The organism is Chelatococcus caeni (genome assembly GCF_014196925.1).
GTDB classification, from domain to species: domain Bacteria; phylum Pseudomonadota; class Alphaproteobacteria; order Rhizobiales; family Beijerinckiaceae; genus Chelatococcus_A; species Chelatococcus_A caeni.
Genome location: NZ_JACIEN010000005.1, coordinates 179,397 through 194,970, shown reverse-complemented (window position 1 = coordinate 194,970; position 15,574 = coordinate 179,397). Strand labels below are relative to the sequence as shown.

16 protein-coding genes are annotated in these 15,574 nt (G+C 68.9%); all 16 read right to left on the bottom strand.

Going from position 1 to position 15,574, the window contains the following annotated elements; genetic code table 11:
• Window positions 1-28: 28 nt before the first annotated feature.
• The 16 genes from GGR16_RS19215 to dapA all read right to left on the bottom strand — a co-directional run bounded on the left by GGR16_RS19215 (window position 29) and on the right by dapA (window position 15,558).
• Window positions 29-607: a cupin domain-containing protein gene (locus GGR16_RS19215; RefSeq protein ID WP_050996660.1), complete on the bottom strand. Its 579-nt coding sequence runs from the start codon at window positions 605-607 to the stop codon at window positions 29-31.
• A 155-nt stretch (window positions 608-762) separates the two neighbouring features.
• Window positions 763-1,503 (bottom strand): SDR family oxidoreductase, encoded by a 741-nt coding sequence (locus tag GGR16_RS19210; protein ID WP_183317654.1) that lies wholly within the window; start codon window positions 1,501-1,503, stop codon window positions 763-765.
• A gap of 158 nt (window positions 1,504-1,661) precedes the next feature.
• Entirely contained in the window at window positions 1,662-2,711 is a 1,050-nt protein-coding gene (locus tag GGR16_RS19205; protein ID WP_040403703.1) for a LacI family DNA-binding transcriptional regulator, read from the bottom strand.
• 30 nt (window positions 2,712-2,741) lie between these two features.
• Complete coding sequence (locus tag GGR16_RS19200) at window positions 2,742-3,560, bottom strand: ABC transporter permease (protein WP_019401069.1); 819 nt, start codon at window positions 3,558-3,560, stop codon at window positions 2,742-2,744.
• Window positions 3,560-4,414, bottom strand: coding sequence for an ABC transporter permease (locus tag GGR16_RS19195; RefSeq protein WP_019401070.1), 855 nt, complete (start codon window positions 4,412-4,414; stop codon window positions 3,560-3,562). Before GGR16_RS19195 ends, GGR16_RS19200 begins: the two co-directional genes overlap by 1 nt.
• Window positions 4,411-5,541, bottom strand: a complete 1,131-nt coding sequence (locus GGR16_RS19190; protein ID WP_183317653.1) for an ABC transporter ATP-binding protein — start codon at window positions 5,539-5,541, stop codon at window positions 4,411-4,413. The genes GGR16_RS19195 and GGR16_RS19190 overlap by 4 nt, the downstream gene beginning before the upstream one ends.
• Window positions 5,541-7,292: an IlvD/Edd family dehydratase gene (locus tag GGR16_RS19185; protein WP_183317652.1), complete on the bottom strand. Its 1,752-nt coding sequence runs from the start codon at window positions 7,290-7,292 to the stop codon at window positions 5,541-5,543. Before GGR16_RS19185 ends, GGR16_RS19190 begins: the two co-directional genes overlap by 1 nt.
• Window positions 7,293-7,358: 66 nt before the next feature.
• A complete protein-coding gene (locus tag GGR16_RS19180; protein ID WP_019401073.1) occupies window positions 7,359-8,219 on the bottom strand; it encodes an amidohydrolase family protein in 861 nt (286 codons plus the stop codon).
• A gap of 29 nt (window positions 8,220-8,248) precedes the next feature.
• On the bottom strand, window positions 8,249-8,908 hold the full coding sequence (locus GGR16_RS19175) for an RraA family protein (protein WP_019401074.1): 660 nt from the start codon (window positions 8,906-8,908) through the stop codon (window positions 8,249-8,251).
• Window positions 8,909-9,040: 132 nt separating this feature from the next.
• Complete coding sequence (locus GGR16_RS19170; protein ID WP_183317651.1) at window positions 9,041-10,006, bottom strand: ABC transporter substrate-binding protein; 966 nt, start codon at window positions 10,004-10,006, stop codon at window positions 9,041-9,043.
• Between the two features lie 313 nt (window positions 10,007-10,319).
• Window positions 10,320-11,030: an aspartate/glutamate racemase family protein gene (locus GGR16_RS19165; RefSeq protein WP_019401076.1), complete on the bottom strand. Its 711-nt coding sequence runs from the start codon at window positions 11,028-11,030 to the stop codon at window positions 10,320-10,322.
• The gene (locus GGR16_RS19160; RefSeq protein WP_183317650.1) at window positions 11,030-12,139 is read right to left on the bottom strand and encodes a saccharopine dehydrogenase family protein; all 1,110 of its coding nucleotides are present in this window, start codon (window positions 12,137-12,139) and stop codon (window positions 11,030-11,032) included. Before GGR16_RS19160 ends, GGR16_RS19165 begins: the two co-directional genes overlap by 1 nt.
• Window positions 12,140-12,149: 10 nt before the next feature.
• Window positions 12,150-12,926: an amino acid ABC transporter ATP-binding protein gene (locus GGR16_RS19155; protein WP_019401569.1), complete on the bottom strand. Its 777-nt coding sequence runs from the start codon at window positions 12,924-12,926 to the stop codon at window positions 12,150-12,152.
• A gap of 14 nt (window positions 12,927-12,940) precedes the next feature.
• A complete protein-coding gene (locus GGR16_RS19150; protein ID WP_019401568.1) occupies window positions 12,941-13,603 on the bottom strand; it encodes an amino acid ABC transporter permease in 663 nt (220 codons plus the stop codon).
• A 93-nt stretch (window positions 13,604-13,696) separates the two neighbouring features.
• Window positions 13,697-14,527 (bottom strand): transporter substrate-binding domain-containing protein, encoded by an 831-nt coding sequence (locus GGR16_RS19145; protein ID WP_019404441.1) that lies wholly within the window; start codon window positions 14,525-14,527, stop codon window positions 13,697-13,699.
• Between the two features lie 113 nt (window positions 14,528-14,640).
• Window positions 14,641-15,558, bottom strand: coding sequence for a 4-hydroxy-tetrahydrodipicolinate synthase (dapA, locus tag GGR16_RS19140; protein ID WP_019404440.1), 918 nt, complete (start codon window positions 15,556-15,558; stop codon window positions 14,641-14,643).
• Between the last annotated feature and the right edge of the window lie 16 nt (window positions 15,559-15,574).

The following is a 15,574-nucleotide window of genomic DNA, read 5'->3' as shown; positions in this document are numbered from 1 at the left end:
GGGCGGCTCGCGGGCCGCCCATTTCATTTCACAGATAGGGCGGCGAGCAGGCGCTCACGACCGTGCAGCGCCCCTTGCCGACATTGCGGAAGCGGTGCGGGATGCGGCTGTCGAAGAGATAGGCGTCGCCGGCCTTGAGCACGCAGACCTCGTCGCCCACCGTCACCTCCAGCTCGCCCGTCAGTACCACGCCGCCCTCGTGCGAATCGTGGGCGAGCATGGTGAGCCCCGTGTCCGCGCCCGGCTCGTAGCTCTCGTGCAGGATCTGCAGGTTGTGGGCATGGGCGTCGCCCACCTGGCGCAAGGTGAGCTTGCCCCGGGCGCGCGTGCCGTTGACCTGGTGCAGGCGCGAGGTGAGGTCGACGAGCTCGTCGGCGGCGAAGAACACCTTGTTCCTGACCGGCCGGTCCTCCTCGAAGAACTGGGCCATGGTCATCGGAATGCCTTCGAGGATCTTGCGCAGCGAGGCGACGGACGGGCTGTTCTTGTTCTGCTCGATGAGCGAGATGAGCCCGTGCGTCACGCCGGCGCGGGACGCCAGCTCGCGCTGCGACAGGCCGGCGGCTTGCCTGATCTGTCTGAGGCGGGCGCCCACGTCGAATGTCATCTCATCCCTCCGGCGCATCGGCGCCCCTGCCGCAAGCGCGGATTTGGCTGCGGCGCGGGGCATCCGTCAATTGTTCGAAGGGAGCAAATGCCCGAACCGTTAGCGTTCGTCCAGCCGGGCGGTCGGCGTCCCGCTCCCGACCGGCCGCACGACGATCACATCGTCCAGCCGCCGTCGATGACGTGGGCCTGGCCGGTGGTGTAGGCGGACTCGTCGCTGGCGAGATAGACGACGAGGGCGGCGATCTCCTCCGGCTTGCCGATGCGGCCGATGGGCTGGCGGGCGATGAAGGCGGCCTTGGCGGCCTCGTAGTCGCCCTGGGCCCTCAGCCGCTCGTCGAGCGAGGGGGACTGCACCGTCCCCGGGCAGATGGCGTTGCAGCGGATGCCGCGCCCGACATAATCGGTGGCGACCGACTTGGTGAGGCCGATCACGGCCGCCTTCGAGGCGCTGTAGGCGAAGCGGTTGGGCACCGCCTTCACGCTCGAGGCGACCGAGGCCATGTTGATGATGGAGCCGCCGCCCTTCTCGAGCATGCCCGGCAGATAGGCGCGGATGGTGCGGTAGGCCGCCGTGACGTTGAGCTGCAGCGCGAAGGCGAGATCATCCGGCGGGCAGTCGAGGATCGCGCCGGCATGCACGACGCCAGCGCAGTTGAAGAGGATATCGACGGCACCCGTGCGGTCGCGCGCGGCGGCGACGTCCTCGTCGCTCAGCACATTGAGGCGGAAGGGCTCGATGCGGGCGTCCGCTTCCTTGAGCGCCGCGAAGGCCGCCTCGTTGATATCCGTCGCGAACACCCTGGCGCCGGCCTTGGCCAGGGCCACGGCCGAGGCGAAACCGATGCCCTGCCCCGCCGCCGTCACCAGCGCCGACTTGCCGCTCAAATCGAACATCCCGGAACACTCCCCATCTGTCGCGGCCGTGCCGCGGATCTCTCGATTGCGGCGCATGCCGTCTGCATCCCGGTACTTAACCGCCTCGGGATGGCCGGTACAGAGCACCGGACCCGTCACTCTCGCATATTGCGGGCCTGCGATGACGGCTCCCCGATCTAGCGGGCCGACGAAAGATTCGGCGCGAAGGTCACGGGCAAAGTGATCTGGCGCGCGGCGAAGCGACCCTCGGCCAGGCGCGTCAGGATCGCCTCGCCCGCCTGCCGGCCGATGGCGAAGGCCGGCGAGAACACCGTCGTCAAAGTGGGCGTCGCATAGCGCCAGATTTCGAAGCCGTTGAAGCCGGTGACGCGGACCTCCTCCGGCACGCGGCGGCCGCGAGAGGTCAGGAGGTTCATCGCCGCGATCGCCATCTGGTCGTTGCCGCCGATGACGACGTCCGGCACGCCCCGCTCGGCCAGATAGGCCGCAAACGCGTGCTGCGTGTCGGCGTATCCCTCGTCGCCGCAGCGCACCAGCTCGAGCGCCGGCGGGTCGGCCTGTCGTGCGAGCACGGCCCTGACCCCCGCCTCGCGCCGCTCCATGGCGGACCAGACGGCGCCCGGCACGAGCATGGCGATCCGCCGCGCCCCTCCTTCGAGCACGTGGCGGGCGACCTCGGCGCCCCCGCCGAAATCGTCCTGCACCAGGGCACAAACGTCCGACAGGCCGGGCCCTCCGCCCTCGAAGTCCGCGAGATCCTCCTGCAGCAGCACGAGCGGCTGGCCGAGCGCGGCAAGATCGGCGAGCAGCCTCTGCCGCTCGGCGCGCGTGCCGGCGAGGAAGATGCACAAGGCGTCGGTCTCGATCCGCTGCATCATCGGCAGCGCCGCGATCTTCTCCGGCACGGCCCCGTGCAGCACGATGCTGTAGCCGCTGGCGGCGAGGCTCTCGTTGAGGCCGGCGAGCAGCGCGGCGATGAACGGGTCGGCGAGGTAGTGCGGCGAGGGATCGACGATGACGACCCCGACCGCCATGCGCCGGTCGGTCCGCAGGCGCCGCGCGCTCGCGTGCGGGCGATAGCCGAGCGACCGACACATCTCCATGACGCGCGCGAAGGTCTCGCGGCTCACCTCATTGGTGCGCCCGTTGATGACGTTGGACACCGTCATGGGGGTGACGCCGGCGGCGGCGGCGACGTCGCGGATCGTTACGGCCTTGCGCTTCATGCGGCCATCAGCCAGCATTTTCGACACGGATCAAGCCTTCGTCGCGGGCGCGCGCGGCGCCCGCCGGCGCAGCACGGCGGCAAGCCCGAGAAGACCGACCGACAGGAAGGTCAGGACGGTCGAGACCGCAGCAACGACAGGCGAGACATCGTAGTCCAGCTCCTCGAAGATCTTCCGTGGCAGAGTCTTGTCGCGCACGCTCGACAGGAAGAAGGACACCACCGCCTCGTCGAAGGAGACGACGAAGGCGAAGACCGCCCCGGCGATGACGCCGGGCAGGATCAGCGGCAGGGTCGCATGCACGAAGGCGCGGCTGCGGCTCGCGCCGAGGCTCATGGCCGCGAGCTCGAGGTCGGGATCCGCGGCAGCAAGGGCGGCCGAGACCGTGATGACGACATAGGGCGTCGCGAGCACCGTGTGGGCGAGCACGAAGGCGACGAGCGAGCCGGACATGCCGAGGCGCGAGAAGAAGAGATACATCGCCACGGCCACGACGATGTTCGGCGCGACGATCGGCGCGAGCACCGCAACCGACAGCGCCCTGGCGCCGTGAAGCCGCCCGCGCGTCAGGGCGAGCGCGGCCGCCGTGCCGAGCGCGGTCGACAACAGCGTGACGAGCACGGCGATCTGCAGCGAGAACAGGGCGGCACGCATCCAGCCCGGATCGCCGATGAGCGTGCCGTACCATTCGAGCGAGAAACCCCGCGGCGGAAAGTGCAGGTACTTGTCCGGCCCCACCGAGATGGGCACGACGATGAGCGTCGGGATGAGCAGGAAGAGGACGCCGAGAATGCCTGCGAGCCGCGCGGCCGCGATGGCCGGATGCGGCAGCCTGGTGGTCACGTTCATCACATCTCCACCCGTCCGAAGCGCAGGAACCTGCTGAAGAGGCCGATGAGCAGCATCACCATCACCAGCAGCACCGCCGACAGGGCGGCCCCGAGCGGCCAGTTGAGGTTCTCGGTGATCTCGCCGCTGATGAGCGTCGCCAGCATGAGGCTGCGCGGGCCGCCGATGAGCGCCGGCGTCACGAAGGCACCGAGCGTGACGATGAAGACCATGAGGAAGCCGGCGACGACGCCGGGCCGCGAGAGCGGCCAGATCACCTCGCGGAACACCGCCGTGCGGCTCGCTCCGAGGCTCAGCGCCGCGCGCGGCAGCTCATCGGGGATCGCCCGCAGCGACTGGTAGATCGGCATGATCATGAACGGCAGCATCACGTGCCCCTGGGCGATGACGACGGCCGCCTCGTTGTAGAGGAAGGAGAGCGGCCCGGAGGTGATGCCGAGACCCTGCAGCGCCTCGTTGACGACGCCGTTGCGCTGCAGGAGCACGGTCCAGGCGAAGCTGCGCACGAGGACGCTCGTCCACAGCGGGATGAGCACGCAGGCGCCGACGATCGCTGCCCCCATGGGCGGCAGGGAGCGCATCAGCGCCGCCACCGGATAGCCGACGACGAGCGCGAAGCAGGCGACGAGAAAACTGACGCGGAACGTGCGCAGGAAGACGCCGAGCGTGAACTCGCTCGTCAGCACTTGCTCATAATGGCGCAGCGTAAAGTCGGGATCGAAGAGGCTCGCCGACAGGAGCTGCAGGATCGGCCAGCAGAAGACCGCGATGAGTACGAGGACGAAGGGCGCGACCAGCATCAGGCTCGCCGGCCCCGACAGCCGGCGCCTGTCGCCGGCGGCAAGCGCGCTCATGCGCCCTGCCCCGTGCGGGCGAAGCAGCGCGCCTGGCCCGCCTCCGGCACGAGGACGACCTCGGCGCCCGGCGCAAGACCCGCGAGCTCGCGGGCCGGCCGTCGCGCGACGAGACGCTGGCCGCCCGCCGCCTCGAAGGTCAGAGCGACGGTGGCGCCGGCGAAGCTGTGTCCGACGAGCCGCGCGGCGAGACCGTTAACGCCGCTACCAGCCGGCATCACCGCGACATGCTCCGGCCGCAACATGACCTCGGCGGCGCTGCCCTCGGCCAGGCGGCGCTCTGCCGGCAGGGGCACCGCGATTTCGCCGCCCCCGTCGAGCGCGACGGTGCCATCCTGGCCGGATCGTCGGTGCACGATGCCCGGCAGGATGTTGGTCTCGCCGACGAAACGGGCGACGAAGGACGTCGCCGGGTTGCCGTAGATTTCCTCGGGCGTGCCGACCTGCTCGAGACGGCCGTGGCTCATGACGGCGATGCGGTCCGACATGGTGAGCGCCTCTTCCTGGTCGTGCGTCACGAAGATGACCGTGAGCCCGAGGCGCCGCTGCAGGTCCTTGATCTCGGCCTGCATCTCCTCGCGCAGCTTCTTGTCGAGCGCCGACAACGGCTCGTCCATCAGGAGGAGCGGCGGACGGAACGAGATGGCGCGAGCGAGCGCCACGCGCTGCTGCTGGCCCCCGGAGAGCTGCGCCGGCAGCCGGTCGCCGAAGCCCGACAGGCGCACGGTGGCGAGCGCCTCCTCGACGACGGCTTCGGCCTGACGGCGCGCCATGCCCCGCATCTTGAGCGGAAAGCGCACGTTGTCGCGTACGCTCATGTGGGGAAAGAGCGCATAACGCTGGAAGATGACGCCGATCTCGCGCCGGTTCGGCGGCAGGGCCGTCACCTCCCGGCCGCCGATGTGCAGGGAGCCGGCCGAGGGGATCTCGAAGCCGGCGAGGCACATCAGCACCGTCGTCTTGCCGGAGCCGGACGGCCCGAGCACCGACAGGAACTCGCCCGAGGCCACCGCGAGCGAGATGTCCTCGACGGCGGTCACCGGCCCGTAGCGCTTGACGAGGCTGCGGATCGAGACATCCGCACCCATGCCGGCCGTGTCGATCGTGCGGGTCGCGACGTCAGCCATCAGTGCGACTCCCGCGGCACGTAATCCCCGCTGCCGCCGACGAGGAAATCGAAATCGACGCCCTGGTCCGCCTGCAGGACGTGCTCGACATAGAGCTTCTCGTAGCCGCGGCTGTAGGGCGACACGAAGGGGCGCAGGGCCGCCCGGCGCCGGGCGAGCTCTTCCTCCGCCACGTCGAGATGAAGGCGCCGGCCGGCCACGTCGAGCTCGATGATGTCGCCGTCGGCGACGAGCGCGAGCGGCCCCCCGGCCGCCGCCTCGGGCGCGACGTGCAGCACGACCGTGCCGAAGGCGGTGCCGCTCATGCGGGCATCGGAAATGCGCACCATGTCCGTGATGCCCTGCCGCAGGAGCCTGGCGGGGATCGGCAGGTTGCCGATCTCGGCCATTCCGGGATAGCCCTTTGGCCCGCAGTTGCGCAGGACGAGGACGCTGTCGGCATCGACCGGAAGATCCGGGTCGTCGATGCGCTTCTTGAGATCATCGGCCGAGTCGAAGACGACGGCCCGGCCGCGGTGGCTCATCAGCTGCGGGCTTGCCGCGGACGGCTTGATGACCGCCCCGCCGGGCGCGAGGTTGCCGCGCAGGACGGCGATGCCGCCGTTCTCCTTGAAGGGCCGGGCGAGCGAATGGATGACCTCCGGATCCTCGATCTCCGCTCCCGCGACGCTTTCGCCCAGCGTGCAGCCGGCGACCGTCGGCGCGCCGGCATTGAGGCGCGGGCGGAGCTCCCTGAGGACCGCGGAGACGCCGCCTGCGCGATGGAAATCCTCCATCAGGAAGGCGCCGGAAGGCATGAGGTTGACGAGGCAGGGCACGTCGGCGCCGATCCGGTCCCAGTCGTCGAGCGTGAAGGGCACGCCGAGCCTTCCGGCGAGGGCGATGAGATGGACGACGGCATTGGTCGAGCCGCCGAGCGCCGCATTGAGGACGACGGCATTCTCGAAGGCCTCGCGCGTCAGGACCTTCGACAGGCGCTGGTGCTCGTGCACCATGGCAACGGCGCGGCTGCCGGCGTCGAAGGCGAGAACCTGGCGGCGGGCATCCACCGCCGGAATGGCGCCGTTGCCGGGCAGCGCCACGCCGAGCGCCTCGCACAGGCTCGCGAGTGTCGAGGCCGTGCCCATGGTCATGCAGGATCCGGCGCTGCGCGACATCGCGGCCTCGGCGGCCATGAACTCCTCGACGCTCATCTCGCCGGCCCGCACCGCCTCCTTGAAGCGGATGACGTCCGTGCCGGAGCCGATGCGCCGCCCCTTCCAGTGGCCCGAGAGCATGGGCCCGCCGGAGACGACGATGGTCGGCAGGTCGACGCTCGCCGCGCCCATCAGGGAGGCCGGCGTGGTCTTGTCGCAACCGACCAGGAGCACGACGCCGTCGATGGGATTGGCCCGGATGGAGGCCTCCACGTCCATGCTCGCGAGATTGCGGAACAGCATGGTCGTCGGGCGCATGTTGGATTCGCCGAGCGACATCACGGGGAACTCGACCGGAAAGCCGCCGGCCTCGTAGACGCCGCGCTTCACGTGCTCGGCGAGCATCCGCAGATGGGCGTTGCACGGCGTCAGTTCCGACCAGGTGTTGCAGATACCGATGACCGGCCGCCCGTCGAACATGCGCGCCGGAAAACCCTGGTTCTTCATCCAGCTGCGATAGATGAAGCCATATGAATCCTGCCGGCCGAACCACTGCCGGCTACGCAGGCCTGTTTCCAGGGCATCCTTCTCGCCCGGCTTCTCGTCGTCCTTCATGATCCCCTCCGGTCACGCCGGCCCACGGGCCGGCGGCCTTCATGCGCCTCGTGGATGCGGAACGTCTCAGCCCGGATAGCCGCCGTGCCACCAGTGCTCGAGCGGGTTGGAATGGATGATGCGCTCGATGGTCTCGCCCGCCACGCGCGGCAGCCGCGTGCCTTCGACCTGGTCGTTTATGCGGCGCAGGCCTTCGATCGATTCACCGACCTGCGTGAAGGGAAAATCCGTGCCCCAGAAAATCTTGTCACGCTCGGTGATGAGATATTCCTGCGCGCAGATGAGAATGTTGTAGAACTGCCAGGGACGATAATAGAGCGCCGACACCTCGCAGTAGACGTTCGGCTGCTTGCGCGCGACGACGATGCATTCCTCGTACCAGGGGTGGCCCATGTGAGCCATCACCATCTTGAGGTCGGGATAGCGCATGGCGATGGTATCGACATCGAGCGGGCGACCGTAGTTGATCGGCGCGTTGCGCCCGTAGGTCGTGCCCATGTGCATGGTGAGCGGGAGGTTGTGACGCTGCAGGTACTCGTAGACGGGCTCGAGCCGCGGATCGAGCAGCGAGACGCCGTTGTAGATGGGGCCGAACTTCACGCCCTTGAGCTTCAGGTCCTCGATCGCATGGACGAGGAGGTCCATGTAATCGGGCCTGCGCGGGTCGACGGCGGCGAAGCCGATCAGCTTGTCGGGATATTTGGCAACGGCGCGGGCCGTTACCTCGTCATCACCGTCGATGCCGATGGAATCCTTGTAGCGCAACGAGAAGACGATCGCCTTGTCGACATCCCGCATAGCCTCGTAAACGACATCGGGATTGGCCTTCAGGGTGAATTCCCCCGGCCGGGCCTTCGGGGTCGAGGCGGTGAAGAGCGGCAGGATCTGCTCGTCTTCATAGACGTTCACATGGCAATCCACGATCATGGCGCGGCTCCGATCAATTGGACCGTCGTTCAGAGAATGCCGTAGCGGGCGAAGACATCGGCCAGGGAATGGCCGGCCTTGAGGTCCGCCAAGGTGTTGCGCTCGCCCGACACCTTCTCGTGGGCGAGGCGCAGAACCTCGTCCTCCACCTCCCGCGGCACGATCACGACGCCATCGGCGTCGCCGAAGACGAGGTCACCGGACCGGACCGTGACCCCGCCGCACTCGATCGGCACGTCGATGGCACTGACGACGCCGCGACCCTTGCTGTCGAGCGGGGCGATGCCGCCGTGGAAGACCGGAAAGCCCATGGCCCTGATGGCGCGCGTGTCACGCACGCATCCGTCCATGAGGGCGCCGGAGGCGCCGCGGAACGCCGCGGCGGTGCTCAGCAGCTCGCCCCACGGCGCGATGCGGCCGGACAGGCCGCAGGCGAAGACGGGGATCTCGTCGCGCTGCAGGCTGTCGACCAGCGCGATCTCGAGCGCATAGGGGTTTTCTCCGGGCACGACGTGGAACACCTCGGTGTAGAGCGCCGTGCGCGCCCGGCCGACCATGACCGAGGCCTCGTCGAGCGGGCGGATGCGGCTCGCAAGGGCCTGCCGCGTGTGCCCGACCTGATCGAGGCAGTCGGAAAGCACCGCCGAAAAGAAGCGACTCCGCATGTCCTCGAGGCTGAATAGCGACATTTTCCACCTTCTCCTTGACGTCGGCGGGCTGGATACTGGCCGCGCCATTCCGGCCCTGCCCGCGGCGCGGGCAGGCGTTCTTCGCAATCGGGGAACCGAGGGCCCGCCGGCGCAGGCCCGGCAGTGGACGGATCAGCGGCTCAACAGCTCGAGCACGCGCTGCTTCACCGTCGCTTCGTTCTCGGCGAGCCATTTCCAGTCGGGCTCGATCTGGACCGCGAGATTGGCAGGGTCGGCGCCCCGGGTCTTGCGCTCTTCCGGCGAGACGAGCTCGATGGCCCGCCGGTTCGGCGTCTCCGACGTGAAATCGCGGGTGAAGGCCGCATGCGCCTCGGGATTGCCGAGATAGAAATTGACGAACTCCATGGCGGCCGGCTTGTTCGGCGCGTTCTTCAGCACCGCCCACAGGCCGACGTCCTTCGGCGCCCCGTTCCAGGTGAAGGCTACCGGCTCACCGGCCTTCACGAGGGACATCACGCGCCCCGATCCCATCAGGGCCATCACCACCTCGCCGGAGCGGATGATGTTCTGCGACTGGTCGGCGGTCTTCCACCACACGGTGATGTGCGGCTTGATCGCCTCCAGCTTCTTCAGCGCCCGGTCGACGTCGAGCGGGAAGAGCTTGTCGGCCGGCACGCCGTCCGCGACGAGCGCCACCATCAGCAGGGTCGACCAGTAGCCGGCGTCCGGCAGGCTGCGCGGGCCCGGGAAGTTCTCGACGTCCCAGAAGTCCTTCCAGCTCTTCGGCTCCTTGCCGGCGGGGAAGCTCTTCGTGTTCCAGGCGAGCACGTTGCCGCCCCACGTGCGCAGCATCGCGTTGCCCATGCAGGCGTTGGCGATCGCCTCCCCGGCGACGTTCGGCATCGCGGCACAGTCGAGCGCAGCGAGATTGTCCGCCTGGGCGAAGGTGTCGCTCGGCACGGCCGTCACGATGTCCCACTCGGCCGCAGGCATCGCGGCCATGGCCTTGACCTTCGCCCACTGCTGGCCGAGCCCGGCGGCCACCGGGATGACCTCGATCCCCGTCGCCTCGGTGAAGGGATCATAGAAATGCTTCTTCATCGCCTGCTCGAACACGCCGCCCGAGGTGACGATCACCAATGGCTCCTTGCCGGCCGCCGTGGCAGGCATCGTTGCCAGACACAGCGAGGTGAGCGCGCCGGCGAGCGCGACGCGCCAGCCTCGCATCAAGCCGGCGCGGAAATGCCCTGAAGCTCTGTTCGTCATTGTCATCCCTCTGGCTGCTCGCATTTCGATCGCGTCGTCCCTTTCACGTTATAGGACAGAGCGCTGCTTCGGCTGCGGTCGCGGATCGCCGTCTCGTGCGGCCTTCGTCCTTTTCATTGCTTTAACGTTATAGCTAATTGATGTCAACCGCTGCCCGGCGGCTGCACCGGGCAGGTCTCGGAGATCAGCCGCGCGGATAGGCGGGTGGCGCGAGGCTGCGCGCGAACCAATCGATGAAGCCGATGATGTCGAAGACCGGCAGGCCCGTGGCGGCGGCGATGGCGGCGGCATGGGGCGGCAGGTTGGTGCATTCGCACAGGATGGCGCCGACTTCGGGGTGCTTATCGACGAGGCGCCGCGCGGCCGCGACCACTTCCGCTTCGAGCCGGTCGATGTCGCTCTCGCCGCCCTTGGCGCCATAGACGCTGCGGAACAGGCTGTCCGGCGGCAGGCCCTCGATGGGCGTGTCGGTGCGCACGCCGACGGCGGCGAGGTGGCGCTCGGTGAGGGCCTCGGCGGCAAAGGTGAGAATGCCGACGCGCCTGCCCGCCGGGAGCATCGCCTCGATCACCGGCGCCTGCAGGAGGCTGCTCGTCGCCACCGGCACCGGCAGGGCGGCCGCCATCTCCCGCTGCAGCAGGGCGAGAAAGCCGCAGCTCGTGGTGATGCCGCGCACGCCCGCCGCCACCATGTCGAGCGCCGCGTCGACGAAGGGCTGCAGCAGGCCCTTCGCCTCGCCGTGCACGACCCGGGCGGGATCCGCCCCCTTCACGACCCGGAATTGCACCGGGAAGTCCCACGTGCGGGCATTGCCGATGTCTCCCGGCAGACGCCGGAAGGGCGTGTCGAGCATCAACACCCCGATGCGTAGATCGTCGACCGTGCCGCGGCGCATCACACGCCCTCCCCTTCCGCGAAGAACCAACCGAGGAACCTGTTGGCGCGCAGGGCGCCGGGCGCAATATCCTCCTGCGCCACGAGGCCCGATGCCGGCAGGGCGCCCTCGCGCAGGAGATCGAGGACGGCGGCGACGTGGGCGGCAGCGGTGCGGCGCAGGGCGCTGATCACGGTGCCGTTGCGCTCCACGGCCGTGATCCGCCGCATCCAGTTGCGCTCCTTGGCAAGGCCGTTACGGGCGCCGCGCGCCGACACGAAGATGATGAGCTGGTCGTCCTCCACCTCGGGCAAGGCGTTGAGGAGCAGGCTGCGCAAGAGGTCGGGCCGGCGGCGCAGGTTGAGGTCGTCGAGCAGGAAGGTGACGTGATCGAGATGGCCCTCGTAGCGGATGGTCTTCGACACCAGCGTCTCGACCCGGCCGGCGAGCCGGCGGCAGAGGCTCGCCGGGACGGAGCCGGAGACGAAAGCCTCGAAGGTGCTGCCGTCGATGCGCAGCATCTCGCGCCCCGACAAAGGCGGCAAAGTCACCGGCCGGCCGTCCATGAGCGCCGCGGAGGGGTTGGTATATTCGGCGATCAGGGCGTTGACGTCCCACGTCAGGCCGTAGCCGAGCCGGTTCGTCGAATGGCGCGGCAGGATGCCGACGCGGATCTGCACGTCACGCGGTGCGGCGACCTCCTCGACGAGCGCGAGCGTGATGGCGGAGACGAGGCCGGGGGAGATGCCGCATTGCGGCACGAAGCTGCGGCGCGCGCCCACCGCGATGCCGGCGATCTCCGCCGTGACCGGCGAATCCTCGTTGAGGTCGAGATAGTGGACGCCGGCCCGCGCCGCGGCCGCTGCGACGGCGGGGCAGGCGGACGCCGGCAGCGCGGCGACCACCGCATCGTGCCGGCCGATGAGCCGCTCGAGGGCCGCGCCGTCGGCCGGGCTGCAGTCGATGAGCGGCAGGCCGAGCGCCCCGGCCCGCTCGCGCGCCGGCTCGGTCGGGTCGGCGAGCGTGACGGAGAAGTCCGGCGTGTCGCCGAGCGTCAGGGCGAGCGCCGTCCCGACGCGGCCGGCGCCGAGGACGAGGCACCGGAACGGAGACTGCACGGGCGCAGGCATCCTGCCCTCCTCAGGCGTTGAAGCGGGCGAGGAAGGCCTTCAGGCGCTCGTGCCTCGGCTCGCGGCAGATCTCCTGCGGCGAGCCTTCGGCCGCGATGACGCCCCCCTCCATGAAGACGACGCGGTCCGACACCTCCGCCGCGAAGGAGATCTCGTGCGTGACGATGGCCATGGTCATGCCCTGGTCGGCGAGCCGGCGCACGACGCCGAGCACCTCGCCCACGAGCTCGGGATCGAGCGCGCTGGTCACCTCGTCGAGCAGGAGGGCATCCGGCTGCATGGCGAGCGCCCGGGCGATCGCGACGCGCTGCTTCTGCCCGCCGGAGAGCTGCGCCGGCCAGGCGTCGCGCTTGTCGGCGAGGCCCACCTGCGCGAGATAGTCCATCGCCACGGCCTCGGCCTCCTTCTGCGACTGGCCGAGCACCACGGTCGGCCCCTCGGTCACGTTCTGCAGCACGGTGCGGTGGGGGAAGAGGTTGAAGTGCTGGAAGACCATGCCGACGTGGCGGCGCAGCGTGCCCTGGCCGATCTCGGCACCGTGGTCGGCAAAGCGGGCGCCGACCCGTCGGCCGCGGAAGCGGATCTCGCCGGCATCCGGCCGCTCCAGCATGTTCATGCAACGGATGAAGGTCGACTTGCCGGAGCCCGACGGCCCGATGATCGACACGACCTCGCCGGCCGTGAGCGCCAGGTCGATGCCCTTGAGCACCGGCAGCTGGCCGAAGCTCTTGGCGATGCCGCGCGCTTCGAGGATCGTGTCCGCGGCTGCGGGGGAAGCGACTGACATGACTTTCTTTTCCTTCACTCGCTCACCCTCAGGCGCCGCTCGATGTAGTCGGCGAGGCGGGTCAGCGGGAACAGGATGACGAAATAGAGCACCGCCACCGCCGTGTAGGATTCGAGCGGACGGTAGGTCTGGCCGTTCACGACCGAAGCCATGTAGGCGAGGTCCGCGACCGAGATCACCGAGATGAGCGAGGTGTTCTTGAACTGGATGACCGACTGGTTGATGAAGGCCGGCAGCATCCGGCGCGAGGCCTGCGGCAGCACGATGCGGCGCATGATCTGCGCCTTCGACATGCCGATGGCCGCTCCCGCCTCCGACTGTCCCTTGGCGATGGAGAGGATGCCGCCGCGGAAGATCTCCGCGTAGAAGGCCGCCGCATAGAGCGACAGGGTCGCCATGGCCGCGACGTGGTTGTCGATGTCGATGCCGAGGAGCAGCGGCAGGGCGTAGTAGAACCACAAGAGCTGCACCAGGAGCGGCGTGCAGCGGAACAGCTCCTGGAAACCCTGCGCCACCCAGTCAAGGGCGCGGTTGCCGGACAGGCGGCAGAAGCACAGGGCGAGCCCGAGGACGAGACCAAGGACGATCGATCCGAACGTGTAGACGACCGTGACCCAAAGACCCCACAGGAACAGGTCGCTGGCCTGGAAGATGGGAAAGAAACTCCAGGAATACATACGGCTATCCTTCAAGAAGAGCGGCCCACCGGCGGCTCCGGCCAGGTCCGATCGACCCGGCCGGAACGGGCGCCAAGGGGGCCGCTCCCGCCATCAACCACCGAAACCGACGCCCTCGGGCATGTCGTCGAGCGTGATGCCGAAAGGCTCAAGGCTCTTGACGATCCAGGTCTGGTTGTTGCCGATGCGGCGGTTGTATTCGGCCCAGGCCGAGATGAAGGCCTTCCACTTCTCGTCGGTGCCGTAGTTCATGGCAACGACGGACGGCGTCGACAGCACCGGCTGCGGCACCATGACCCGGCCGATGGCATCCGTCTTCTTGGTCATGACGAGGCCGTTGAGCATGGTGTTGACGAGGCCGACGGCCTTGCCGCTCACCACCGCCACGATCGCCTCGTCGCGGCTCTTGAAGCGCAGGACCTTGGCCTTGGGCAGGTACTGCTGGGAGATGAGATCCTGCGAGGAGCCCATGTCGACGGCGAAGGTGTACTTGGGGTCGTTGAGCTCGGCCCAGCTCAGCTTGGCGAGCTCCGGGTTGGGCGAGACGATGACGAAGCTGTTGAAATAGGTCGGCGCCGAGAAGGCGACCGAGAGCGCTCGCTGCGGCGTCGCGGTGATGCCGAAGGCAAGGTCCGCCTTGCCGCTCTGCACGTCGAGGATGGAGTTGGGCCATGAGGATTCCACCACCTCGAGCTTGACGCCGAGCGTGCTGGCGATGTCGCGGGCCATCTCCACGGCGAAGCCGCGCCATTCGCCCGTGCGCGGATCCTTGTTGAAGTACGGGTCCTCGTTGAGGATGCCCGGGATGCGCAGGACGCCGCGCGAGCGCACGGCCTCCACCGTGTCCTGCGCCACGGCGGGTGCGCTCGTCAGGGCGAGCGCGACGGCAAGGGCCCTGCCGATCTTGGCAAACGCTGTCTTCATGATTGGCTCCGCTGTTCCCCGAAGGTTTGTGAATTCTCGTGGCCCGGGCCTCGCCGGACCCGTCGATGGTAGGCGAGGCTCTTATGCGAACAATGCTAGAGTACGCCCCCCTCCTATCGGCTTTTTTGTAGGTTTGCGGCCTCGAAGCCGGCGAGGCTCTTCTCGAGCACGGCAAGGCTCGCGGGCATCAGCGGCGCCAGCGGCGCGCGCACCTCGGCCGCCATCGCGCCGCGCCGGGCGAGCGCCGTCTTGACCGGCACCGGGTTGCTCTCGACGAAGAGGTCGCGGAACACCGGGTAGAGCCGCTCGTGCATGGCCCGCGCCGCCGCTACGTCACCCGCCTGCCAGGAAGCGACGAGCGCCACCATCTCCGCCGGCACGAGGTTGGAGGCGACGCTCGTCACGCCGTCGGCGCCCGCCGCGAGGAAGGGCAAGGTCAGCCCGTCGTCGCCGGAATGAATGATGAAGTCGGGCCCGCAGGCGAGGCGCAGTTCCGTCACCCGCTCGACGCGCCCGCCCGCCTCCTTGATGGCGACGATGTTGGCATGCTCGCTCGCGAGGCTGGCGCAGGTCGCTGCCGCGAGTTCGACACCCGTGCGCCCAGGCACGCTGTAGAGCATGATCGGCAGGTCGACCGCGCCTGCTACGGCGGCGAAATGCGCGGCGAGGCCCGCCTGCGAGGGCTTGTTGTAATAGGGCGTGACGACGAGCAGACCGTCGACGCCGAGGTGCGCGGCGCGCTCGGCCTTGGCGACGGCGATGCTGGTGGCGTTGGAGCCCGCGCCCGCCATGACGAAGGCCCGGCCGCGGGCCTTTTCGACCGTGAGGCGGATGACCTCGTCCGTCTCGGCCTCGCTCAAGGTCGCGGCCTCGCCCGTGGTGCCGATCGGCACGAGCCCGGCGACGCCGGCGGCGAGCTGCGCCTCGATGTGGCGCTCGAGCGCGGCAAGATCGATCCGTCCGTCACGCATCGGGGTGACGAGGGCTGTGAAGACGCCGGAAAGGCGACGCCGGAGCGAAATGTCGTTCATGGCTTTGTCCATCATT

Coding starts and splice junctions, on each gene's coding strand:
- GGR16_RS19215 (WP_050996660.1), bottom strand. CDS start 607: ATGACATTCGACGTGGGCGCCCGCCTCAGACAGATCAGGCAAGCCGCC.
- GGR16_RS19210 (WP_183317654.1), bottom strand. CDS start 1,503: ATGTTCGATTTGAGCGGCAAGTCGGCGCTGGTGACGGCGGCGGGGCAG.
- GGR16_RS19205 (WP_040403703.1), bottom strand. CDS start 2,711: ATGAAGCGCAAGGCCGTAACGATCCGCGACGTCGCCGCCGCCGCCGGC.
- GGR16_RS19200 (WP_019401069.1), bottom strand. CDS start 3,560: ATGAACGTGACCACCAGGCTGCCGCATCCGGCCATCGCGGCCGCGCGG.
- GGR16_RS19195 (WP_019401070.1), bottom strand. CDS start 4,414: ATGAGCGCGCTTGCCGCCGGCGACAGGCGCCGGCTGTCGGGGCCGGCG.
- GGR16_RS19190 (WP_183317653.1), bottom strand. CDS start 5,541: ATGGCTGACGTCGCGACCCGCACGATCGACACGGCCGGCATGGGTGCG.
- GGR16_RS19185 (WP_183317652.1), bottom strand. CDS start 7,292: ATGAAGGACGACGAGAAGCCGGGCGAGAAGGATGCCCTGGAAACAGGC.
- GGR16_RS19180 (WP_019401073.1), bottom strand. CDS start 8,219: ATGATCGTGGATTGCCATGTGAACGTCTATGAAGACGAGCAGATCCTG.
- GGR16_RS19175 (WP_019401074.1), bottom strand. CDS start 8,908: ATGTCGCTATTCAGCCTCGAGGACATGCGGAGTCGCTTCTTTTCGGCG.
- GGR16_RS19165 (WP_019401076.1), bottom strand. CDS start 11,030: ATGCGCCGCGGCACGGTCGACGATCTACGCATCGGGGTGTTGATGCTC.
- GGR16_RS19160 (WP_183317650.1), bottom strand. CDS start 12,139: ATGCCTGCGCCCGTGCAGTCTCCGTTCCGGTGCCTCGTCCTCGGCGCC.
- GGR16_RS19155 (WP_019401569.1), bottom strand. CDS start 12,926: ATGTCAGTCGCTTCCCCCGCAGCCGCGGACACGATCCTCGAAGCGCGC.
- GGR16_RS19150 (WP_019401568.1), bottom strand. CDS start 13,603: ATGTATTCCTGGAGTTTCTTTCCCATCTTCCAGGCCAGCGACCTGTTC.
- GGR16_RS19145 (WP_019404441.1), bottom strand. CDS start 14,527: ATGAAGACAGCGTTTGCCAAGATCGGCAGGGCCCTTGCCGTCGCGCTC.
- dapA (WP_019404440.1), bottom strand. CDS start 15,558: ATGAACGACATTTCGCTCCGGCGTCGCCTTTCCGGCGTCTTCACAGCC.